We start from the raw sequence: 20,987 nt of genomic DNA, 5'->3' as shown, positions 1-20,987 counted from the left end.
TGGTTATGCGTGCACTGGTATGCGAAGAATACGGACCGGCGGAATCCCTGGTGATCGCGGAGCGCGAGGTGCCGGAGCTTAAGCCCACGGAAGTGCGGGTTCTGGTCCGCGCCGCCGGCCTGAATTTTCCCGATGCACTGGTTATCGCCGGCAAGTATCAGGTCAAACCGCCACTGCCTTTCATTCCCGGCGGCGAGTGCGCCGGAGTGGTGGATGCGGTTGGCAGCGCGGTGGAAAACTTCAAGGTGGGCGACCGGGTTATCGCGATGCCGGGCATGTCCGCGTTTGCCGAACAGGTGAATGTGGACCAGAAGCTGCTGGTGCCCATGTCGGACAAACTGAACTTTGACCAGGGCGCGGGTTTCTGTATCACCTACGCCACTTCCCTCTACGCGCTCAAGCAGCGTGCCGGGTTGCGTGCGGGGGAAACTCTGGTGGTGCTGGGTGCCGCCGGCGGCGTCGGCGTTACTGCAATCCAGCTGGGCAAGGCTATGGGCGCGCGGGTAATCGCCTGCGCTTCCTCGGCGGAAAAGCTCGCCTTCTGCAAAGAGGTGGGTGCCGACGAGCTGATCGATTATTCCAGCGAAAACCTGAAGGACCGCCTCAAGGAGCTGACCGACGGCAAAGGCGCGGACGTGATTTACGATCCGGTGGGCGGCGAACTGACTGAACAGGCATACCGCTCCATCGCCTGGGGCGGTCGCTATCTGGTGATCGGTTTTGCCTCCGGGGATATTCCCAAGTTGCCGCTCAACCTGCCGCTGCTGAAAGCGGGGGATATTATGGGGATCTTCTGGGGCGCCTGGGCGCAGCGGGATCCCAAGGGCAATCTGAAGAATTTTGCCGAACTGTCGCAGATGGTGGACGACGGGACACTGAATCCGCTGACCACGGAGATCTATCCGTTCGAGCAGTATGCGGAAGCATTTGCCGCGATTACCGAGCGGCGCGCACGGGGCAAGGTGGTGCTGACCCTCGGCCAGTGATTTCCTTACGCGCCACATAATGGCACAGCGGCCGGCCGCGACTTAGGCTGGCCGCTGTGGTACAACCTGAACTCGGCAGGGCCGACAGATAATCATAATAAGATAGAGGTAAAGGCGATGAGCGAGCGCGACGGCACTAATGAGTCTGGCAAGGTCAACGGCTGGCGCTGGGGGCCATTTTCCCTACGCCTGCCGCTGCTGCACCTGAAAGCGGTGCCCTCGCAGATACTGCAGGGCCTCGGTGTGGCCGGCGGCACTAGCCTAATAATGGCGCCGGTGATGATCGGCTATTTCGGCCTCACCTTCGAGGAAGCGCTGGCCCTGATCATGCTGGCCAACACTATCCTCTGTGCTTCCTTTATCCTGTTCGGCGAGCCCTTCGCCCCCGGCATGCTGACTCCTGCCTTCCCGCTGGTGCTGACCTTTATCGTCAGCGGTTACCCGGAGGGGCCGGAGCGCTTCCAGGTGATGACGGCACTGTCGTTGTCGCTCGCCGCCATCGCGTTATTCTTCAGTTTGACCGGGTTATCGCGACGGGTCATGAGCGCGCTGCCGGCGGCGTTAAAGGCGGGTATTATTTTCGGCGCGGCCATCTCTGCCCTCGACCGGGTATTTGTGAAAGATGCCGCGCTGTTTGACAGCCAGCCAATTAGCGCCGTCACCGCTCTGGTGGTCGCGTTGCTGTTTACCTTCTCTGCGCCGATTCAGCGGCTGCGGGCGCGCAACCGCCTGGTCGATGCGATTTCCAGCCTCGGCTTGTTGCCCGGCTTTATTGCCGCGGGTGTGGTTGGCGCGCTGGTGGGCGAGATCAACTTTGATATCCGCTGGGGATGGCTGCTGCCGCCGGTGATCGAGACGCTGGCGAAAGTATCGCCGCTGTCCATCGGCTGGCCGCCGCTATCCATGTACCTGGAATTGTTGCCGCTCGCCTTCGTGGCTTACGTGATCGTCTTCGGAGATTTTGTCACCGGCTCCGAGATGATCAAAAGCGCACAGTCCGAACGGCCGGACGACCCCATCGACCTGAACTTTGAACGCACTCAGATCGCGGTGGCGGCCCGCAACGGCGTGTCCGCTGTATTCGCACCGCTGTTCCCCTTTCAGGGTGTGCTCTGGACCGGGGTGCATGCCGTGGTGGTGCAGGCCTGGCGGAGTGGTCGCCACAAGGTGGTGGATTTGCGCAGCGGTATTGCCTCCTACTACGTATTTGGCCTGCCGTTGATCTATATGTGCTGGCCGATGATCAGCCTGGTGAAGCCGCTGATGGCTATCGCGCTGATGCTGACCCTGGCACTGACCGCCTTCGCCTGCTTTATGGTGGCCGCACCGCTGGTGAAGAAACCGCTAGAAATGGTCTGCGCAATGGTGATCGGTTATATTCTCGCGATGTTCGACGTGTGGACCGCAATTGCCGTAGCACTCTTCCTGCTGATTGCAGTGAACGGCAATCTGCCCAGTTGGCGGCGGCCCGGCAGCGATGTTGTCGGGACCGACAAAAACTAGCATTTTACCCCTTCCGGGGCGGCGGCCTGCCGCCCCGCATATACATCCCACGCGCGATTGGCTATAACTGCCCCTGACTTTTCCGCCGGTCCGAAACCCCATGCAGCAAGCTATCATCGGCTACCATCGCGACCAAGAAAATCACTGGGTCGCCCAGCTCGCCTGCGGGCACAATCAGCATGTGCGTCATCAGCCACCCTGGCAGAATCGCCTCTGGGTAACCACGGCTGAAGGGCGCCGGCAGATGCTCGGCTTTGAGCTTGAGTGCAAGAAATGCGAGCAGGGTGCCCCGGCCGATAACCAACCGCGAGAGAATGATTAATGCCAAAAATCTGGGTGGATGCCGACGCCTGCCCCACCGTTATCAAGGAAATCCTGTTTCGCGCCGCCGAGCGCACCGAGACCGAACTGACGCTGGTCGCGAATCAGCCTGTGCGGGTACCCCCGTCCAGATTTATTCGCGCGGTACAGGTCACCTCCGGCTTCGATGTGGCCGACAATGAAATCGTGCAGCGTTGTAGCGAGGGGGACTTGATCATCACCGCGGATATTCCACTTGCGTCAGAGGTGATCGACAAGGGCGCCACCGCACTCAATCCCCGCGGTGAAAAGTATTCCAAAGCCAATATCCGCGCGCGCCTGAATATGCGCGACTTTATGGAAACCCTGCGCTCCAGCGGTGTGCACACCGGCGGGCCACCACCGCTGGGGCAGCAGGAGCGCAAGGCGTTTGCGGATCAGCTGGATCGGTGGTTGGTTCAAGCCAGGAGAGCCGGTCGGTGAAGCTAATTGAGCCGACAACGGAACGCCTGCAGTTGCGCCAGTGGCGCGACGAAGACCGCGAACCCTTCGCGGCAATGAATGCCGACCCTGCCGTTATGGAATACTTCCCGGCACCGTTGAGCCGCGAGGAAAGTGATGCGGGGGTCGACCGGCAAATGGTGCATTTTCAACAAAATGGCTGGGGGTTCTGGGCGGTTGAAACGCTTGCCGACAGTCAGTTTATCGGCTTTGTTGGGATCAAACATGTCACCGACGATATGCCGTTTGCTCCGGCGATAGAAATCGGTTGGCGATTGGCTCGCTCTGCTTGGGGAAAAGGCTATGCCAGCGAGGCGGCCAAGGCGAGCCTGCAGGTGGGATTTGAGCAATTGGGGTTGGACGAAATAGTTTCCTTTACCGTCCCCGGAAATTTTCGTTCGCGTGCGGTAATGGAAAAACTTGGGATGGTTCAGGGTGACAATTTTCTACACCCCGGACTGCCGCAGGGGCACCCAATGCAGGAGCATGTACTGTATCGGTTAAGCGCCCAAGACTACCGGATTGCTAGGCAGGCATAGTAGTTTTCCGGTCCAGGTTGCGATAGGCCAGTGCTTCGGCGATTTGGCTAGTGCCAATTTCTTTCTGCTCGTTCAGATCTGCAAGAGTGCGCGCGACTTTCAATACGCGGTGATAGCTGCGCGCAGACAGGCCGAGTTTTTCCACTGACGCGCGCAGCAGCGAACTTTCCGCTTTACCCAACCGGCAGTGCTCATCCAGCTCGCTCCCCTGCAGTTCGCCGTTGATTTTCCCCTGCCGCTGCAGCTGTATTTGCCGCGCGCTGTGCACCCGTTCGCGTACCACGTCTGATTTCTCTCCGGCCGGTGATTCCTGTAACTGCGCCGCACTCATGCTCGCGACTTCCACCTGCATATCGATACGGTCCAGCAACGGGCCGGATAGCTTGTTGCGGTAGCGGTCGATCTGGTCCGGCGTACAGCGGCAGCGGGGCTCTCCGAGATATCCACAGGGGCAGGGGTTCATCGCGGCCACTAGTTGGAAGTCCGCAGGGAAGGTGACCTGGGCGCGTGCACGGGAAATGCGTACCTCGCCGTTCTCCAGCGGTTCCCGCAAAATTTCCAAAGCAGAGCGGGGAAATTCTGGCATTTCATCGAGAAACAGCACGCCGCGGTGCGCCAGGCTGATCTCCCCCGGGCGAGGGTTGCTGCCGCCGCCCACCAGAGCGGTGGGGGAGGCGGAGTGGTGGGGCGCGCGAAATGGGCGCTGGCGAATGCGGCTAAGCCCGGCGCTGGAATAGAGGGCTGCAACTTCAATCAGCTCACGCTCCGTCAATGGCGGCAGTATGCCCGGTAGGCGGCTGGCGAGCATGGTCTTTCCTGTTCCCGGTGGACCGTAAAAAAGCAGATTGTGGCTACCTGCGGCGGCGACCTCCAGCGCCCGCCGCGCCTTGAGCTGGCCGCGCACGTCCGCCAGATCGGCACAGAGCACTTCATCCTGGGTATCGTCCACCAGGGCGTCGGGCAGCGGTTCGCGCCCGTGTAGCTGGGCGCACACCTGCAACAGGCTGGACGCGGCTTTTACTGGCGCCTTGATCAGCGCCGCCTCGGCGGCGGACTCGGACGCGATCACCAGGGTGCGTCCGCTGTCGCCACAGGCGATGGCCGCGGGCAGGGCGCCGGGAATGGGGCGCAGGCTGCCCGAAAGCGCCAGTTCACCAATAAATTCAAACTGCTCGAGGGTTTCCCCCGGGATCTGGCCGGAGGCGGCCAGCACACCGAGGGCTATGGCGAGATCGTAGCGTCCGCCGGCCTTGGGTAAGTCTGCCGGGGCCAGATTGACGGTGATTCGCCGCTGCGGAAATTCGAAGTGGCTGTTGACGATGGCGCTGCGCACCCGGTCGCGGCTCTCGCGCACTGCGGCTTCCGGCAGGCCGACGATATTGAACGCGGGCAAACCGTTGGCCAGGTGGGTTTCAACGGTTACCAGTGGCGCTTCCACGCCAAGTTGGGCGCGGGCAAAGGTAATGGATAGGCTCACTTTTTCTTCCCTGAAAAATAGTCTTCCGTGATGTGTTGTTTTTCACGCGTTGTCGCGCGCTAGCGGTCAGTCGCCGAGCCTGACTTCCAGTTCGCGCACTTGCGCTTCCAGCAGCGCGAGCTTCTCTTCTGCCCGGGCGAGCTTGGCCGCTTGGGTGTCGAATTCCCGCTGGCTTACCAGGGGCAATTTGCCCAGCGCCACTTCCAGGGCATCCCGCAGATCTGAGGTGATAACTGCCCCTTGTTGTTGCAGTTCATCGAGTAACTGTTGCAATTTTTCCGCTGCCAAGCGCAATTCTCCACTACGAAAACCCATTTCAATAGCGGTAAATAGTACCGCAGCCGGGTTTGACCACCAAGGCGTGAACAGTGTGCGCTGTATTGGTTCGCACCTAGGTGGGCCTCACCACAAAAGTGCCCGCTTGCGGTGCAGGTTCCAAATTGGTGCGCACTGTAATCGGGCAGGGGCGCCGGTGACAGTCTTGGCAAGCCCGTGAATTCCCCTTCGAAACCCGCCTAAGTCGTTGAATTCCCGACGCCTTTTCAAAGTTGGCACCATCTCTGCAAGTACCCCTGTGCAAATCGCCCTGGCAATGCAGGCAGGGGATAGGTCTTCAGTGAAGTGCCTGGGCGAGTGCGGCGAGTGCCGTATCCCCGGCGAAGTCGAAGCCGCAATAAATAAAAAAAACCAAGACGAGTACTTCACACAGAGATCTAGGAGAACCAAAAAGTGGATTTTAATTTCAATAAAAAAGTTGCAGCGATCGTTTCCGGTAGCGTGCTGGCGATGGCTATTTCCAGTGCGGCTACTGCGGAAGATTCTGGCCCCAGTTTCAGTGCAAACGTTGGCGTGGTAAGTGACTATCGCTTCCGCGGTATTTCCCAAACCGACACTGGTCCGGCCATTCAGGGCGGTGTGGACCTCGACCTGGGCAACGGTGTGTACCTGGGTACCTGGGCTTCTCAGGTTGACTTTGCCTACGGCGCTGATGAAACCAAATTTGAGCAGGATTTCTACGGCGGTTACGCCGGAGAAACTGCTGGTGGCGTTGGCTATGACGTTGGCTACATCTATTACGCCTACCACGGCAGTGACTGGGATGAAGACTACCAGGAAGTTTACGGCAGCCTGAGCTTCGGCGATGCCTCCGTAGGCTTTGCCTACTCTGACGACTACTGGCTGCAAAGCGGTGCTTTTTACTATCTGAGTGCCGGCTACTCCTTCGCCCTGGCCAACGATATTTCTCTGGACCTGAGCGCCGGCCTCAACCTGTTTGACGAAGAAGTTTTCCTGGATGGATCTGATTCCTACATCGACTACTCCGTCTCTGTCGGCAAGGAGTTTGGCGGTCTCGCGCTGAGTGCTTCTCTGGTCGGAACCGATGTAAGCGACAAGGAGTGTTTCTACACCGACTGGTGTGAGCCAACCGTACTGGCTGGTGCTTCTTACAGCTGGTAACAGCAAAACGCATTGAGCCCACCTTTGTGTGGGCTCTCATATTTAGGGGGGAGACCATGAAACTGGTAACCGCAGTCATCAAACCATTCAAGCTCGACGCAGTGCGCGATGCGCTGGCAGAAGCCGGCGTCAGCGGTATTACCGTGAGCGAAGTCAAAGGTTTTGGGCGGCAGAAAGGGCATACCGAGCTCTATCGCGGAGCGGAGTATGTGGTGGATTTTCTGCCCAAAACCATGTTGCAGATCGCCGTTGAAGACAGCCAGATCGACGCCGTGCTGGAAGCCATCGGCACTGCAGCGCAAAGCGGCAAGATCGGCGACGGCAAGATTTTTGTTGCAAACCTTGAGCAGGCAATCCGTATTCGCACCGGTGAGACCGGCGCGGAAGCGATCTAATTAATAGAACAGATTGCCAGAACGATTCTTTGATCAATAGACAATAACTGCCGGGGCGACTCGGGATAGTTTGGGTTAAACGGAGCGAAAAATGGAAAATCAAATTTTTCAGTTGCAGTACGCAATTGATACATTTTATTTCCTCGTGTGTGGTGCACTGGTTATGTGGATGGCGGCAGGCTTTGCCATGCTGGAAGCTGGCCTGGTGCGTTCAAAAAACACCACAGAAATTCTTACCAAAAACGTAGCGCTGTTTGCGATCGCGTGCACCATGTATCTGGTCTGCGGCTACGCCATCATGTACGACGGCGGCTGGTTGCTGAGCGGCATCGAAGCCTTCGACCTCGAGGGTGTTCTCACTGCATCCGCAGAAAACGGTTTCGAAGGTGACTCCGTTTACTCCGGTGCTTCCGACTTCTTCTTCCAGGTTGTGTTTGTCGCCACCGCAATGTCCATCGTTTCCGGTGCCGTTGCCGAGCGTATGCGCCTGTGGAGCTTCCTGGTGTTTGCCGTTGTGATGACTGGCTTCATCTACCCGATGGAAGGTTCCTGGACTTGGGGCGGTGCGGAAGTATTCGGCCTGTACAACCTGGGCGACCTGGGCTTCTCCGACTTTGCCGGTTCCGGCATCGTGCACATGGCGGGTGCTGCTGCCGCTCTGGCTGGCGTTCTGCTGCTGGGCGCACGTAAAGGCAAATACGGCCCGAACGGCGAAATCTACGCCATCCCCGGTGCCAATCTGCCGCTGGCGACGCTGGGTACCTTCATCCTGTGGATGGGCTGGTTCGGCTTCAACGGCGGTTCCGTGCTGAAACTGGGCGATGCAGCCAACGCGCACTCTGTTGCCATGGTATTCCTGAACACCAACGCCGCTGCCGCGGGTGGTGCTGTCGCCGCTCTGATTACCGGCCGTATCCTGTTCGGCAAAGCCGACCTGACCATGCTGCTGAACGGCGCACTGGCTGGCCTGGTAGCGATCACCGCTGAGCCTTCTACCCCGACTGCCCTGCAGGCAACCCTGTTCGGCGCCCTGGGTGGCATCCTGGTGGTCTTCTCCATCCTCACTCTGGACAAGCTGAAGATCGACGATCCTGTTGGCGCCATCTCCGTGCACGGTGTGGTTGGTCTGCTGGGTCTGCTGCTGGTACCGGTGACCAACGACGGCTCCTCTTTCAGCGGTCAGCTGATCGGCGCAGCCACCATCTTCGTGTGGGTATTCGCCGCCTCCTTCGCGGTCTGGTATGCCCTGAAGCTCATCACCGGTATCCGTGTTACCGAAGAAGAAGAGCAGCAAGGTGTTGACTTGGCCGAGTGCGGAATGGAAGCTTATCCGGAATTTATGAGCAAATAAGCGCTCATAGGTAGCCGCCAGTGTCGGGACCACTCCCCGCTGGCGGTAAAATAATCTTCCGGTACCGGTTTTCGGGCCGGTATCCGCAAGAACCATAATCAGGGGATAAGCGAATGAAATTGATTACGGCTGTGGTTAAGCCATTCAAACTGGACGACGTGCGCACCGCACTGTCCGAAGTCGGCGTGCAGGGCATGACCGTGACCGAGGTGAAGGGCTTCGGCCGTCAGAAGGGTCACACCGAACTGTACCGTGGCGCCGAATACGTGGTGGATTTTCTGCCCAAGGTAAAACTGGAGCTGGCGGTGGACGACAGCATGGTCGACAGCGCCGTTGAAGCCATTACCAAAGCGGCACAGACCGGTAAAATCGGTGACGGTAAAATCTTTATCACTGCGCTCGAAGAAGTTATCCGTATTCGTACCGGGGAAACCGGCAGCGAAGCGGTCTGATCAAAGAATCGGACACAGTGTTTTCTAAGCCCCGCTCTGCGGGGCTTTTTTGTGCCCGGAATAAATCGCTCGGTGGACTCAGGTTTCAAGGCGCGAAAAGCCTCTCTATCTCGAGTGTGACGTCAAAAGTGTGGCGCCCAAAAAAGCATAACCAACAGCAATAAATCGGGTAAAAACCGCACAAAAAAACTCTACCGGAAATGGGAACCTTTTCTGGCAGCCTGGTTGGACACTGCCTATAAATATTTCGCCGCAGGAAATCTTCTGCCCGGCGGATTTTATTTGCCGTTTTCTCGGTGGCTGATGTTTTAGCGACTGTGAAAAGTGAATGGACCGCCGGTGGAACAGGATGTTCGTTAGAGACTTGCTGCGGCAGCAGGGGTATTCCCTCTGTAACAAGGGGTATCAAGTTACAGGGTAAATGACATGAAAGACGACCAGTCCAGTGCTCGAGTGAAAGACACCGAGGATTTTGCAGAAGAGCGCACGCTTTCCTCCCGCCAGCGGGCCCGCAGCCAACTGAGTGCCGAAGTCGAGGCTTTCCTCGCCAGAGGCGGCGCCATCGATGAGGTGGCACCGGATGTAACTGCAGACCCTCCGCGCAAGCCGCAGCCGAAGTACGGTAGCCGGCCTATCTAGTCTTGAGCGACTAGGCGCGCTGAACGAAGGAAAACACTGGGTGCCGGCACCGCCGGCAGGACGAGGGAATCGAACGGTAGTGTTCCACCAGGAAAGCCACCCGTAGATCGAATGCGTCACCCCGGCAAATGCCGGGGTCCAGTTCCCCTCCGCCCCCGCCACGCCCGATACCCGGGCATCTTCAAAAAAACCGAGCGGCAATGATCAATGGAGATCAGCTGCGTGCCAGCAGATCCGGTAGCAGTCGTTCGAGTACTTCTCCGATATACGACAGGAACATGGTGCCGAGGCTGGAGCGGTAATGATTGGGGTCACTGGAGCCGACCGCCAGGATACCCAGCTGGTCCGCCAGCGGGACCACCGCCGCAGAGGCCACCTTGTCCGCCCCGTCGCCGAACAGATAAGCGGTCTCTGAAGGACGCAGGGTGCCGCACACGGTGCGACCGTTGCGCAGAATGGAACCTATGGCGCTTTCCGCGCTGGTGCGTGAACTGCTGCGTACGGCACCGAGCTTGCTGCTGGAACCGGGCAGGGGGCCGAACAGGGTGAGGGCGGTAGTCTCGACCTGAAAATCTTCTTTAAAGCTTTTTAACAGTGCGTTGCCGGCTTCAGCAACGGTGCGCGCTTCCAGCAGTGCCAACACCAGCTGGCGGCTGTGGGTAAACAGCTGATCATTTTCCCGTGCGGCCTGCAGCAGCTGGTCGAGGCGCTGGCGCATCTCTATGTTGCGCTCGCGCAGCAGGTTGGTCTGGTGGGTCATCAGCGACACGGTCTTACCGGATTCCCTGGGAAGCTGGATGGTTTCCAGCAGCTCCATGTTCTCGGCAAAGAAGGTGGGGTTCTGGATCAGGTAGCGGGCCACCTGTCGCGAAAGCAGCTTCTTGTTGCGCTGGTTTTCGCTGTCGGCGGCTTCCTGGCGGTCCAGGTTGGCCTCGACTTCGCTATCGAGCAGGGGGGCATCGCTGTGATCGGTCATGGTCCGGGTCGTTATCTGGTTATCTGGGTGCGCTCGGTCGGCTGTTGCTAAGCAGAGCCTCAGAGCACGATCTGTCCGTGATATACCGCCGCAGTGGGCCCGGTCATGGTAACCGGCTCGCCGGGTCCCGGCCAGTGGATCGTCAGGGTGCCACCGGGGAGGGTGATCTGCAGCTCCTCGTCCACCAGGCCGCGCAGGCGCGCAGAGACCATGGCGGCACAGGCACCGGTGCCGCAGGCACGGGTCTCACCCACGCCCCGTTCAAATACCCGAAGGCGCGCTTTGCCGCGATCCTCGATCTGCAGGAAGCCCACGTTCACCCTGGCGGGAAAGCGCGGGTGGCACTCGATGGCGGCGCCAAGGGTTTCCACCGGCGCCTTGGTGACATCTTCCACCAGCAGTACCGCGTGGGGGTTGCCCATGGACACGGCGCCGACGTTGTACATCTCGCCGTCGACTTCCAGCGGGTAGCTTTCGGCCTGAATGTCCGCCTGAAAGGGTACTTTGGCGGGCTCCAGAATCGGCTCACCCATATCCACGCTCACCTGGTCTTTCTCGCCCACTTTCAGCTCAAGAATACCGGCAGCGGTTTCCACCAGGATCTGCTCCTTGCTGGTCAGGCGGCGGTCGCGCACAAAGCGCGCAAAACAGCGGGCGCCGTTACCGCAGTTCTCCACTTCGCTGCCGTCCGCGTTGTAGATGCGGTAACGGAAGTCGACGTCCGGATTACGCGGGGCTTCCACCAGCAACAGCTGATCGCACCCGATGCCGGTGTGGCGGTCGGCGATCTGGCGAACCTTCTCCGGTGACAGCTTCACCCGCTGGGTGATGCCGTCGACCATGACAAAGTCGTTGCCGAGGCCGTGCATTTTGGTGAATTTAAGCCGCATTCTGTTTCTCTTGTTGGTGGATGCGCTTGCGCTTATCCACCCTACACCTAATTCCAAGCCATCCCGCAGGGTGGATCCGCAAAGCGCATCCACCAAACGAGCTCAATCCTTTTCTGTCAGTCCCTGGCCGGTACCGTAGTCTCGCCGCGCACCAGGTCCGCCAGGGTCTCCCGCGCGCGCACCAGGTAGGTCTTGTCCCCGTCCACCAGTACTTCCGCGGCGCGGGTGCGGGAGTTGTAGTTGGAGCTCATGGTAAACCCGTAGGCGCCAGCGGATAACATGGCCAGTAGCTGACCCTGCTCCAGTGCCAGCGGGCGGTGTTTGCCGAGGAAATCGCCGGTCTCGCACACCGGGCCGACAATATCCCAGCTCTCAGTGTCGCCATTGGACGGGGTGACCGCAACGATATCCTGCCACGCCTGGTATAGCGCCGGGCGCAGGTTGTCGTTCATGGCGGCGTCGACGATGGCAAAGTTGTGCTCGTCGGTGCGCTTCAGGTATTCCACCCGGGTCAGCAGGGCGCCGCCGTTGGCGGCGATGGAGCGGCCCGGTTCCAGCACTAGGGCCAGATCGCGGCCGGCAAGTTTTTCCTTCACCGCGCCGAGGTAGTCGCTCACTTCCGGCGGTTCTTCACCGCGGTAGCGCACACCGAGACCGCCGCCCAGGTCCAGGTGCTTGAGTTTGGTGCCATCTTCGGCCAGCTCGTCGATCAGCGCCAGCAGGCGGTCGAGGGCGTCGAGGAAAGGGGAGATCTCGGTGAGCTGGGAGCCGATATGGCAGTCCACACCCACCGCATTGAGGCTCTCGGAAGCGGCAATGCGTGCGTACACCGCGCGGGCACGCTCGATGGCGATGCCGAACTTGTTCTCTTTCAGGCCTGTGGAAATATACGGGTGGGTCATGGCGTCCACATCCGGGTTCACCCGCAGGGATACCGGTGCGGTGACGCCCATCTCGGCGGCCACTGCTTCCAGCCGGTCGAGCTCGCCTTCGGATTCCACATTGAAACAATGCACGCCGACAGACAGCGCGCGGCGCATTTCATCGGCGGTCTTGCCCACGCCGGAAAATACGACTTTGCTGGGATCACCGCCGGCCATCAGTACCCGTTCCAGCTCACCGGCGGAGACGATATCGAAACCGGCACCCAGCTGTGCCAGCACCGACAGGATGCCGAGGTTGCTGTTGGCCTTGATGGCGTAGCAGATCAGGCCAGGATGATCGCCCAGGGCGTCGGCATAGGCCTGGTACTGGCGCTCGTAGTGGGCGCGGCTGTAGACGTAAGTGGGGGTGCCGAACTGCTCGGCAATCTGTTCCAGGCTTACGCCCTCGGCCCACAGGCTTCCCTGCTGGTAGGAGAATTCGCTCATTTGGTTACTGCTTCTGCTTCCGTGTGTTGCTCGGTTTGCTGTTCGGATTCCGTTTCGTCCTGACTGCTTTGTGGTGTCTGCACCGCCCCGGGTTGGCCGTGGCTGTGGCTGCCGCTGGTGCTTGAACTCGTTGAGGGTGATGCGGGATCCTGAGGCAGGTAGAGAGGGCCCTTCTGGCCACAGGCGACTAACATCAAGGCGGCGGAGAGGGCGGCCATAAGAGTGACCTGTGAGATCATGGGTGTGCGCATCGGGGACTGCCTTGGCTATATCTGCCGCATTCAAGCGGGACGAGAAGACCGGAAAAGCCTGCTAGTATAGCGACCCGAGCTTCCCAACAACACAGTAACAGTAGTAACGACCCATGACCCAGGCCGATTCCCAGCCCGCATACAATGCCGCTATCGAAGAAACCCTGATTGCCGTCGAGGATGCCCTCGACAACTGCGATGTGGATATGGATTACGAGCGATCGGACTCGGTGTTGACCATCACGCTTGAAGATAATGGCACCCAGGTAATCCTGTCCCGCCAGAGTGCGGTGCAAGAGTTATGGGTCGCTGCGCGTTCTGGTGGTTATCACCTGAAATTCGAGATGCCTGGCTGGAAATGTACAACCACCGGTGAAGACCTGCCGACCCTGTTGGATCGGGTGTTGAGCGAGCAGCAGGGAGCGGCCGTTTCTCTCGGCCTATAAGTCTTAATTGTCATCCCGGAGTTGAGCCGGGCGTTGCCCGGCCTAATCCACGAAAACTTAGCGCGAAGCAATCAGCTTGCGGGCACGCTCGCAGGCAGCCCGCACCTGGGTCGGCGCAGTGCCGCCAATATGATCCCGGGCGGCGACGGAGCCTTCCAGGGTCAGCACGTCGAATACATCCTCCCCGATCACATCGGAAAACTTCTGCAATTCTTCCAGACTGAGATCCGCCAGATCGCAGTCCTTTTCAATGGCAAATGCCACGGACTGGCCAACAATCTCGTGGGCATCGCGGAAGGCCACGCCTTTGCGCACCAGGTAATCCGCCAGGTCGGTGGCGGTGGAGAAGCCCTTGCCGGCGGCAGCGAGCATATTTTCTTTCTTCGGCTTCAGCGCCGGCGCCATATCCGCGAAGGCGCGCAGGCAGTCCAGTACGGTATCGGCGGCGTCGAACAGCGGTTCTTTGTCTTCCTGGTTGTCCTTGTTGTAGGCCAGCGGCTGGCTCTTCATCAGGGTCAGCAGGGCAATCAGGTGGCCATTCACGCGGCCGGTCTTGCCGCGGACCAGTTCCGGCACGTCCGGGTTTTTCTTCTGCGGCATGATGGAGGAGCCGGTGCAGAAGCGATCGGGCAGGTCGATAAAGTCGAACTGGCTGGAGGTCCACAGCACCAGTTCTTCACTGGCGCGGCTCAGGTGCGTCAGCAGCAGGGCGCTGAAGGCGCAGAATTCGATGGCGAAGTCGCGGTCGCTGACGGAATCCAGGGAGTTCTCGGTGGGGGCGTCAAAGCCCAGCAGCTCGGCGGTGCGCGCGCGATTGATCGGGTAGCTGGTGCCGGCCAGCGCGGCGGCACCTAATGGCGAGCGATTAACGCGCTTGCGGCAGTCCATCAGGCGTTCGTAATCCCGGGTCAGCATCTCGTTCCAGGCCAGCAGGTGATGGCCGAAGGTGACCGGCTGCGCGGATTGCAGGTGGGTGAAACCCGGCATGATGGTATCCGCTTCCCGCTCGGCCAGGTCTACCAGGCCGGTCTGCAGGCGGGTTAGCTCAGAGGCTATCTGGTCGATGCGGTTGCGCAGCCACAGGCGGATATCGGTGGCCACCTGATCGTTGCGGGAGCGGCCGGTGTGCAGCTTCTTGCCGGTGGCACCGATGCGGTCGGTCAGCCGCGCCTCGATGTTCATATGCACGTCTTCCAGCGCTACGGACCAGGGGAATTCACCGGCCTTGATCTCCTCGGCGATGTCCTTGAGGCCACCCTCGATCTGCTTGAACTCGTCCCCGGTCAGTACACCCACTTCCGACAGCATCTGCGCGTGGGCCAGAGAGCCCTGTATGTCTTCCAGTGCCATGCGTTGGTCAAACATCACCGAGGCAGTAAAGCGCTCCACGAACGCATCGGTGGCTTCACTGAAGCGGCCGCCCCACAGCTTGGCTGCGGGGTTCTGTGCGGTATTTGCGGAGGAGTTATCGTTGCTCATGCTGCCTCTGGTCGAATGTGACTGGGTTTGTGAATGGTGATGTGGAAGTCGATCCGGGATGGCGGTATCTTCTTTGCCTAGTTGGCAGGTCCAGAATAAAGATAACGTGGTATGACATCTTCCCGGCCCGCGCAAGCGGCGGGCATTATAGCGCAGCAAATTCGCGAAATTGCCCCCAATGGCAAAGATTCTGCGCGTCTGGGCTCCGGGAACTCCCTCATCGAGGATGCTCATCACGACTCTCCTCACTTCCTCCCGGACCTGTGCAGCGTGACCGGTGTGGCTGCGCTAGTGTTGATGGGTGAATTGCTGGCGCTGGTGCTGGTGCTTGCCACCGACGGACTGGCGCCGTTTAACTGGCAGCGTCTGGGACTGGTATCCCTCACCGTGCAGTGGGCGGTACTGCCGTCTGCCGCGATCCTGTGCCGTATGCGTCCCATTCTCGCCCGCCTGTCCCACAAGGTTGCGGCGGCGCTCAGCTATTCCACGGTGCTCGCGGTCTTGCTTGGGGTGCTTGTAGCTCAGCACTGGTGGGCCGCGGATATGACCGGTATGCCGATCGCCTGGCTGTCGCTATTGGCCAACTTCCTGGTCGGCGCAATCTGTGCGGGAGTGGTACTGCGTTACGCCTATGTGCAGCAGCAGTTGCACAACCAGCAGCAGGCGGAGCTCGGCGCCCGTATCGAAGCCCTGCAATCCCGTATCCGCCCGCACTTTCTGTTCAACAGTATGAACAGCCTCGCCAGCCTGATCGCGGTGGATCCGGAGCGCGCGGAAAAACTGGTGGAAGATCTCTGCGTATTGTTTCGCGCATCCCTGGCAGACTCCAAAATGGTACCGCTGGAGCAGGAAATTTCGCTGGCGAAACATTACCTGGAAATTGAGTCCCTGCGACTCGGTGATCGCCTGCAGCAATCCTGGCAGGTGGATGATTTTTCCGGGCCTGCGGAGTTGCCTTCAATGCTATTGCAGCCACTACTGGAAAATGCGGTGCTGCACGGTGTCGCGCGTTTGCGTCGCGGTGGCACCATTGAAGTTTCCATCCGTGAAAATATTGTCCCGAGTAAATTCGGTCGTCGTCAAAATGTCATTGGCAGAGAGTCCCGCGAACTGCTATTGTCGATTCATAATCCTATTGCAGAGTCTGACGGAAAAACTGGGACGGAAAACAACCGTAATGTCCATGTGGACCATGTTCATTCGGGAAATGGAATGGCGATGGAAAATATTCGCCAGCGTCTCAGTGCGTTTTACGGTGAGCGCTTCCACTTTATTGCGGAAAAGCGTGAAGAAAAATATGTCGTAGAAATACGGCTACCGTTAAACGCCCGTGCAGAAGCCAGAACAACTGAGCCAGTCGCAGTGCGTTCAGTGGAGGTGGTTGGATGAGTACTCTCGATGGTTCCCTTGAGAGTACCGCTGAACGTCCGCTGGGTGTTCTGATCGTCGATGACGAGCCGCTGGCGCGGGCCAGATTGGCCCGACAGTTGCAAACTATTCATGGTTGCCAACTGCTGGGAGAAGCTGCCGATGGGGAAAGCGCGTTACAACAGCTGGATTCACTCGACCCGGACCTGTTGTTACTGGATATCGAAATGCCCGGAGAAAACGGGCTCCAACTCGCCACCCAAATCACCAACCGACCCAACCCGCCTGCGATCATATTCTGCACCGCCCACGATGAGTTTGCGCTCCCTGCCTTTGCGGTTGCTCCATCGGGTTACCTGCTCAAGCCCGTCAATGTGGAACAACTGGCACAGGCGATTGCCCAGGCGCGAAGACTGAGCAAACCACAACTGCTGCAAGCCGAACCGAAATCATCACCTGCCAGCGGCGGCCGTCGCCAGATAAAAGCGGTGAGCCGCCGCGGTGTGCAATTGATTGAGGTGGAAGATATCCGCTGCTTTATCGCCGAAGACAAATACGTCATCGCCCATCACTCTGGTGGCGAAACGGTGCTGGATGAATCCCTCAAGGAACTGGAAGCAGAATTCGGCGAGCGCTTTGTGCGTGTACATCGCGGCGCGATTGTTGCAGTGGAGTATATTACCGGCCTGCGCAAGCAGGCATCGGGGACGGTGGTCACGCTCGGTGGTACCGAGCAGACGCCTCCGGTATCCCGTCGTCTGCTTGGGCAGGTGAAAGCCTTGCTGGAAGAATTGGCCTGATATAAATGGAGGCCATCGCTATCGGTTTACAGGCTGCGCAAAACCATCCACAGGCCACTACCCACCAGTAACGCCCCGCCCACCTTATTGAGCGCTTCTCCTGCGCCGCGCTGCTGTACGCGAGAGTGTGCGTGCACCGTAATCCACGCGTATATCAGCATCACACCAACCACACTGACTGTCGTGATGGCAAAAATGATCACCATGTCAGTAAGCGTGATTTCCGCCAGTGGCAGAAACGCGGGGAAGAAACTGAGGTAGAAAAGAATCGCTTTGGGATTCCCGAGGGTGATGGTCAGTCCGATCAACACACTGGAGGTCAGTGAATTTGTCGACGTGGGTGCGACCTTGGTCTTCGTAGACTGCGCCCGCAACAGGCTGATCCCCAGCCAGATCAGGTAGGCCGCGCCGAGATACTGGATAGTGGTAAATACACTCCCCATCATATCCGCGACATAGGCGAGGCCCGAAAGGCACAGGGCGATAAAAATATAATCACCGAAAACGATGCCAATCGACGTAGCCACACCATGCGGCATGCCACCACTGGCCGAGCGCGCCATCACCGCAAAAATCCCGGGGCCGGGAATGGCAGCCAGCACGACCATGGCGCTGAACAGGGCGAGGGCACTCAGTAGTGTCAAAGCGGTACCTCTTCGGGGGAACGATCAATAGATCTGCGGGCCGCTGCCAGTATCGGTGTCGCTGGCGAGGCTCAGTCCGTCGGCGGCGCTGTTGAGGTACTCGGCGTCGGATTCGGATTTGAGCTTGATCATCAGGCGCAGGTCGTTGGCGGAGTCCGCGTGGGCGAGGGCGTCTTCGTAGGTGATTTCGCCGCGGTCGTAGAGCTCGTACAGGGCCTGGTCGAAGGTCTGCATGCCCTGCTCGGTGGAGCGCTTCATCAACTCTTTCATTTTGTGCACCTCGCCCTTGCGGATCAGGTCCGACATCAGCGGGGTGTTGATCATGATCTCGAGACAGGCGCGGCGGCCGTCGCCGTCCGGGGTGGGTACCAGCTGCTGGGCGACCATGGCCTGCAGGTTCAGCGACAGGTCCATCCACAGCTGCTGGTGACGGTCGGCCGGGAAGAAGTGGATGATCCGGTCCAGCGCCTGGTTGGCGTTGTTGGCGTGCAGGGTGCAAAGGCACAGGTGGCCGGTTTCGGCGAAGGCGATAGCGTGGTCCATGGTTTCCCGCGAGCGCACCTCACCAATCAGGATTACGTCCGGCGCCTGACGCAGGGTGTTTTTCAGGGCGGTCTCGAACGAGTCGGTATCCAGGCCCACTTCGCGTTGGGTAACGATGCAGCCGCGGTGCTGGTGGATAAATTCGATGGGGTCCTCGATGGAGATGATGTGTCCCTTCGAGTTCTCGTTGCGGTGGCCGATCATGGACGCCAGTGAGGTGGATTTACCGGTACCGGTCGCACCCACAAAGATGATCAGGCCGCGCTTGGTCATGGCCAGCTCTTTGAGCTGCTCCGGCAGGCCGAGGCCGTCGATGGTGGGGATCTTGGTTTCGATACGACGCAGCACCATACCCACCAGGTTGCGCTGGAAGAAGGCGGATACCCGGAAGCGGCCGACGTTGCGCAGGGAGATGGCGAAGTTGAGTTCTTTGCTCTCTGCGAATTCTTTTTTCTGGCGGTCGTTCATGATACCCACGACCATTTCCCGGGCTTTTTCCGGGGTCAGGGGAGTGGAGGTCACCGGGACGATTTTGCCGTGCAGTTTGATGGACGCGGGTACACCGGCGGTGATGAACAGGTCAGACGCGCCTTTTTCGGTGACCAGTTGTAGGAGTCGTTCGATTTCCATTTTTATTACCGCCTGGGGTAGTCGTTTTCTTCGAATCGTATGTGTTTACTTCGTAGCACAGGATCCCGGATCGAGTCCGGGATGACCAGGCTTTGTCATCCCGGCCTTGAGCCGGGATCCAGCTTGCGGAGGTTTAGAAATTCTCCGGCATTTTCGCTTTTTCGCGCGCGACTTCGCGGCTGATGATGCGCTTCTCGACCAGGTCCTGCAGGCACTGGTCCATGGTCTGCATGCCCACGTTGGCACCGGTCTGGATGGCGGAGTACATCTGCGCGATTTTATCTTCGCGAATCAGGTTACGAATCGCCGGGGTGCCGCGCATGATTTCGTGGGCGGCGACACGGCCGCCGCCGTTGCGTTTGAGCAGGGTCTGGGAGATTACCGCCTGCAGGGACTCCGACAGCATGGAACGCACCATAGCTTTTTCTTCCGCGGGGAACACGTCCACAACACGGTCGATGGTTTTGGCCGCGGAGGTGGTGTGCAGGGTGCCGAATACCAGGTGGCCGGTTTCCGCGGCGGTGAGCGCCAGGCGGATGGTCTCGAGGTCCCGCATCTCACCCACGAGGATGATGTCCGGGTCTTCACGCAGTGCCGAGCGCAGGGCTTCAGAGAAGCCGTGAGTGTCGCGGTGTACTTCCCGCTGGTTCACCAGACACTTTTTGGATTCGTGCACGAATTCGATGGGGTCCTCTACGGTGAGGATGTGCTCGTACTTATTGTCGTTGATGTAGTCGATCATGGCCGCGAGTGAGGTGGACTTACCGGAGCCTGTAGGGCCCGTCACCAGCACCAGGCCGCGCGGGGTGTCGGAGATCTGCTTGAACACCTGGCCCATGCCCAGGTCTTCCATGGTGAGAACCTTGGAGGGAATGGTCCGGAATACCGCACCGGCACCGCGGTTGTGGTTGAACGCGTTCACACGGAAGCGGGCCACACCGGGCACCTCGAAGGAGAAGTCGGTCTCCAGGAACTCTTCGTAATCCTTGCGCTGCTTGTCGTTCATGATCTCGTAGATCAGACCGTGCACCTGCTTGTGCTCCATGGGCGGCAGGTTGATACGGCGCACGTCGCCGTCCACCCGGATCATCGGCGGCAGGCCCGCGGAGAGGTGCAAGTCGGAGGCGTTCTGTTTGGCGCTGAAGGCGAGGAGTTCTGTAATGTCCATACTGCTACCCTTTATTCTTCTCTTACGCTGCTCTCGTTGTGATATGACCGTCGATATGACGTGCGGGCAATGAGCGCATAGAATGCCCGCCGAGCAAAAGTTGGGTCCCAGTATATGCGCAAAGGGTCAATCCCCGAAAACCTCAATTCCGTCACTGAGCGGATCGTCACAGCCTGCGGTAGTTGTGACCGGCAGGCCGATACTGTCACTCTGCTGGCGGTGTCCAAAACCCGCCCCGCGGAAGACCTGCGAGTGGCCTACAACGCCGGCCAGCGCCACTTTGGCGAGAATTACCTGCAGGAGGCGCTGGAGAAACAGGAGGCGCTGGAAGACTGCGAGATCACCTGGCACTTCATTGGCCCGCTGCAATCCAACAAAACCCGCGATGTGGCGGAGCACTTTCACTGGCTGCACTCCCTGGAGCGGTTAAAAATCGCACGGCGATTATCTGAGCAGCGCCCGGCACATCTGCCGCCGCTGAATGTGTGCCTGCAGGTGAATATTGACGGTGAGGACAGCAAGTCCGGGGTCAGCCCGGAAAAGTTGCCGGAACTGGCGGCCGCGGTGGCGGCGCAGCCCAATCTGCAACTGCGCGGTTTGATGGCGATCCCCGCCCCCCGCGGTGCGGCGGATGACCAGCGCACGCCTTTTATACAGCTGGCCGGTCTGTTGGACGATCTCAGGGCGCAGCTGCCGGAGCAGCCGCTGGACACCCTGTCCATGGGCATGTCCGGGGATATGGAGGCGGCGATCTTCAGTGGTGCCACCATTGTCCGTATTGGCACCGATATTTTTGGGGCACGGAAATAATTCAGAGGAGC

The 20,987-nt window shown here is 59.4% G+C and carries 24 protein-coding genes; 14 read left to right on the top strand and 10 right to left on the bottom strand.

The genetic code is table 11. The features are described from left to right. Positions 1-5: 5 nt before the first annotated feature. The 5 genes from AAFH99_RS01995 to AAFH99_RS01975 all read left to right on the top strand — a co-directional run bounded on the left by AAFH99_RS01995 (position 6) and on the right by AAFH99_RS01975 (position 3,829). Entirely contained in the window at positions 6-986 is a 981-nt protein-coding gene (locus AAFH99_RS01995; protein ID WP_406828510.1) for an NADPH:quinone oxidoreductase family protein, read from the top strand. Positions 987-1,103: 117 nt separating this feature from the next. Continuing rightward, positions 1,104-2,489: a hypothetical protein gene (locus AAFH99_RS01990; RefSeq protein ID WP_406828509.1), complete on the top strand. Its 1,386-nt coding sequence runs from the start codon at positions 1,104-1,106 to the stop codon at positions 2,487-2,489. A gap of 100 nt (positions 2,490-2,589) precedes the next feature. After that, positions 2,590-2,811 carry a DUF3565 domain-containing protein gene (locus AAFH99_RS01985; protein WP_406828508.1) on the top strand — a complete coding sequence of 74 codons (222 nt, stop codon included), beginning with the start codon at positions 2,590-2,592 and terminating at the stop codon, positions 2,809-2,811. Further along, positions 2,811-3,272, top strand: coding sequence for a YaiI/YqxD family protein (locus tag AAFH99_RS01980; RefSeq protein ID WP_406828507.1), 462 nt, complete (start codon positions 2,811-2,813; stop codon positions 3,270-3,272). Before AAFH99_RS01985 ends, AAFH99_RS01980 begins: the two co-directional genes overlap by 1 nt. Continuing rightward, the gene (locus tag AAFH99_RS01975; RefSeq protein WP_406828506.1) at positions 3,269-3,829 is read left to right on the top strand and encodes a GNAT family N-acetyltransferase; all 561 of its coding nucleotides are present in this window, start codon (positions 3,269-3,271) and stop codon (positions 3,827-3,829) included. The genes AAFH99_RS01980 and AAFH99_RS01975 overlap by 4 nt, the downstream gene beginning before the upstream one ends. Here the strand turns inward: AAFH99_RS01975 and AAFH99_RS01970 are convergent. After that, positions 3,816-5,306 carry a YifB family Mg chelatase-like AAA ATPase gene (locus AAFH99_RS01970; protein WP_406828505.1) on the bottom strand — a complete coding sequence of 497 codons (1,491 nt, stop codon included), beginning with the start codon at positions 5,304-5,306 and terminating at the stop codon, positions 3,816-3,818. The genes AAFH99_RS01975 and AAFH99_RS01970 overlap by 14 nt on opposite strands. 66 nt (positions 5,307-5,372) lie before the next feature. Then, positions 5,373-5,594: an accessory factor UbiK family protein gene (locus tag AAFH99_RS01965; protein ID WP_043320513.1), complete on the bottom strand. Its 222-nt coding sequence runs from the start codon at positions 5,592-5,594 to the stop codon at positions 5,373-5,375. A gap of 441 nt (positions 5,595-6,035) precedes the next feature. On the opposite strand from AAFH99_RS01965, the gene AAFH99_RS01960 reads away from it, so the two are divergent. The 5 genes from AAFH99_RS01960 (at position 6,036) to AAFH99_RS01940 (ending at position 9,601) form a co-directional block, all read left to right on the top strand. After that, the gene (locus AAFH99_RS01960) at positions 6,036-6,764 is read left to right on the top strand and encodes a TorF family putative porin (protein ID WP_043319770.1); all 729 of its coding nucleotides are present in this window, start codon (positions 6,036-6,038) and stop codon (positions 6,762-6,764) included. A gap of 56 nt (positions 6,765-6,820) precedes the next feature. Beyond that, complete coding sequence (locus AAFH99_RS01955) at positions 6,821-7,159, top strand: P-II family nitrogen regulator (RefSeq protein ID WP_406828504.1); 339 nt, start codon at positions 6,821-6,823, stop codon at positions 7,157-7,159. A 91-nt stretch (positions 7,160-7,250) separates the two neighbouring features. Then, complete coding sequence (locus AAFH99_RS01950; protein WP_043319768.1) at positions 7,251-8,510, top strand: ammonium transporter; 1,260 nt, start codon at positions 7,251-7,253, stop codon at positions 8,508-8,510. A gap of 113 nt (positions 8,511-8,623) precedes the next feature. Then, on the top strand, positions 8,624-8,962 hold the full coding sequence (locus AAFH99_RS01945; RefSeq protein ID WP_043319767.1) for a P-II family nitrogen regulator: 339 nt from the start codon (positions 8,624-8,626) through the stop codon (positions 8,960-8,962). A gap of 426 nt (positions 8,963-9,388) precedes the next feature. Then, positions 9,389-9,601, top strand: a complete 213-nt coding sequence (locus tag AAFH99_RS01940; RefSeq protein WP_043319766.1) for a hypothetical protein — start codon at positions 9,389-9,391, stop codon at positions 9,599-9,601. A gap of 214 nt (positions 9,602-9,815) precedes the next feature. Here AAFH99_RS01940 and AAFH99_RS01935 read toward each other — a convergent pair whose 3' ends face one another. The 4 genes from AAFH99_RS01935 to AAFH99_RS01920 all read right to left on the bottom strand — a co-directional run bounded on the left by AAFH99_RS01935 (position 9,816) and on the right by AAFH99_RS01920 (position 13,088). After that, positions 9,816-10,577: a DUF484 family protein gene (locus tag AAFH99_RS01935; RefSeq protein ID WP_081848107.1), complete on the bottom strand. Its 762-nt coding sequence runs from the start codon at positions 10,575-10,577 to the stop codon at positions 9,816-9,818. A gap of 59 nt (positions 10,578-10,636) precedes the next feature. Further along, positions 10,637-11,467 carry a diaminopimelate epimerase gene (gene dapF, locus AAFH99_RS01930; RefSeq protein ID WP_406828503.1) on the bottom strand — a complete coding sequence of 277 codons (831 nt, stop codon included), beginning with the start codon at positions 11,465-11,467 and terminating at the stop codon, positions 10,637-10,639. A 116-nt stretch (positions 11,468-11,583) separates the two neighbouring features. Next, positions 11,584-12,837 (bottom strand): diaminopimelate decarboxylase, encoded by a 1,254-nt coding sequence (lysA, locus tag AAFH99_RS01925; protein ID WP_043319763.1) that lies wholly within the window; start codon positions 12,835-12,837, stop codon positions 11,584-11,586. Beyond that, complete coding sequence (locus tag AAFH99_RS01920) at positions 12,834-13,088, bottom strand: lipoprotein (protein WP_406828502.1); 255 nt, start codon at positions 13,086-13,088, stop codon at positions 12,834-12,836. The genes lysA and AAFH99_RS01920 overlap by 4 nt, the downstream gene beginning before the upstream one ends. A 113-nt stretch (positions 13,089-13,201) precedes the next feature. On the opposite strand from AAFH99_RS01920, the gene cyaY reads away from it, so the two are divergent. Then, positions 13,202-13,534 (top strand): iron donor protein CyaY, encoded by a 333-nt coding sequence (gene cyaY, locus AAFH99_RS01915; RefSeq protein ID WP_043319761.1) that lies wholly within the window; start codon positions 13,202-13,204, stop codon positions 13,532-13,534. Positions 13,535-13,591: 57 nt separating this feature from the next. Here cyaY and argH read toward each other — a convergent pair whose 3' ends face one another. Continuing rightward, the gene (argH, locus tag AAFH99_RS01910; RefSeq protein WP_043319760.1) at positions 13,592-15,013 is read right to left on the bottom strand and encodes an argininosuccinate lyase; all 1,422 of its coding nucleotides are present in this window, start codon (positions 15,011-15,013) and stop codon (positions 13,592-13,594) included. Between the two features lie 111 nt (positions 15,014-15,124). On the opposite strand from argH, the gene AAFH99_RS01905 reads away from it, so the two are divergent. Next, the gene (locus tag AAFH99_RS01905; RefSeq protein ID WP_051687241.1) at positions 15,125-16,402 is read left to right on the top strand and encodes a sensor histidine kinase; all 1,278 of its coding nucleotides are present in this window, start codon (positions 15,125-15,127) and stop codon (positions 16,400-16,402) included. Then, positions 16,399-17,181, top strand: coding sequence for a LytR/AlgR family response regulator transcription factor (locus AAFH99_RS01900; RefSeq protein WP_406828501.1), 783 nt, complete (start codon positions 16,399-16,401; stop codon positions 17,179-17,181). The genes AAFH99_RS01905 and AAFH99_RS01900 overlap by 4 nt, the downstream gene beginning before the upstream one ends. A gap of 26 nt (positions 17,182-17,207) precedes the next feature. Here AAFH99_RS01900 and AAFH99_RS01895 read toward each other — a convergent pair whose 3' ends face one another. The 3 genes from AAFH99_RS01895 to AAFH99_RS01885 form a co-directional block, all read right to left on the bottom strand. Continuing rightward, positions 17,208-17,825 carry a LysE family translocator gene (locus tag AAFH99_RS01895; protein ID WP_043319759.1) on the bottom strand — a complete coding sequence of 206 codons (618 nt, stop codon included), beginning with the start codon at positions 17,823-17,825 and terminating at the stop codon, positions 17,208-17,210. Positions 17,826-17,849: 24 nt separating this feature from the next. Beyond that, positions 17,850-18,998 carry a PilT/PilU family type 4a pilus ATPase gene (locus tag AAFH99_RS01890; RefSeq protein WP_043319758.1) on the bottom strand — a complete coding sequence of 383 codons (1,149 nt, stop codon included), beginning with the start codon at positions 18,996-18,998 and terminating at the stop codon, positions 17,850-17,852. A gap of 133 nt (positions 18,999-19,131) precedes the next feature. Further along, positions 19,132-20,166 (bottom strand): type IV pilus twitching motility protein PilT, encoded by a 1,035-nt coding sequence (locus AAFH99_RS01885; RefSeq protein ID WP_043319757.1) that lies wholly within the window; start codon positions 20,164-20,166, stop codon positions 19,132-19,134. A gap of 114 nt (positions 20,167-20,280) precedes the next feature. Between AAFH99_RS01885 and AAFH99_RS01880 the strand changes: the two genes are divergently transcribed. After that, positions 20,281-20,976, top strand: a complete 696-nt coding sequence (locus tag AAFH99_RS01880) for a YggS family pyridoxal phosphate-dependent enzyme (protein WP_406828500.1) — start codon at positions 20,281-20,283, stop codon at positions 20,974-20,976. Positions 20,977-20,987 lie beyond the last annotated feature (11 nt).

This window comes from Microbulbifer sp. ARAS458-1, assembly GCF_045348205.1.
In the GTDB taxonomy this organism is placed as follows: Bacteria; Pseudomonadota; Gammaproteobacteria; order Pseudomonadales; family Cellvibrionaceae; genus Microbulbifer.
This window is presented reverse-complemented; position numbering and strand designations above follow the sequence as displayed.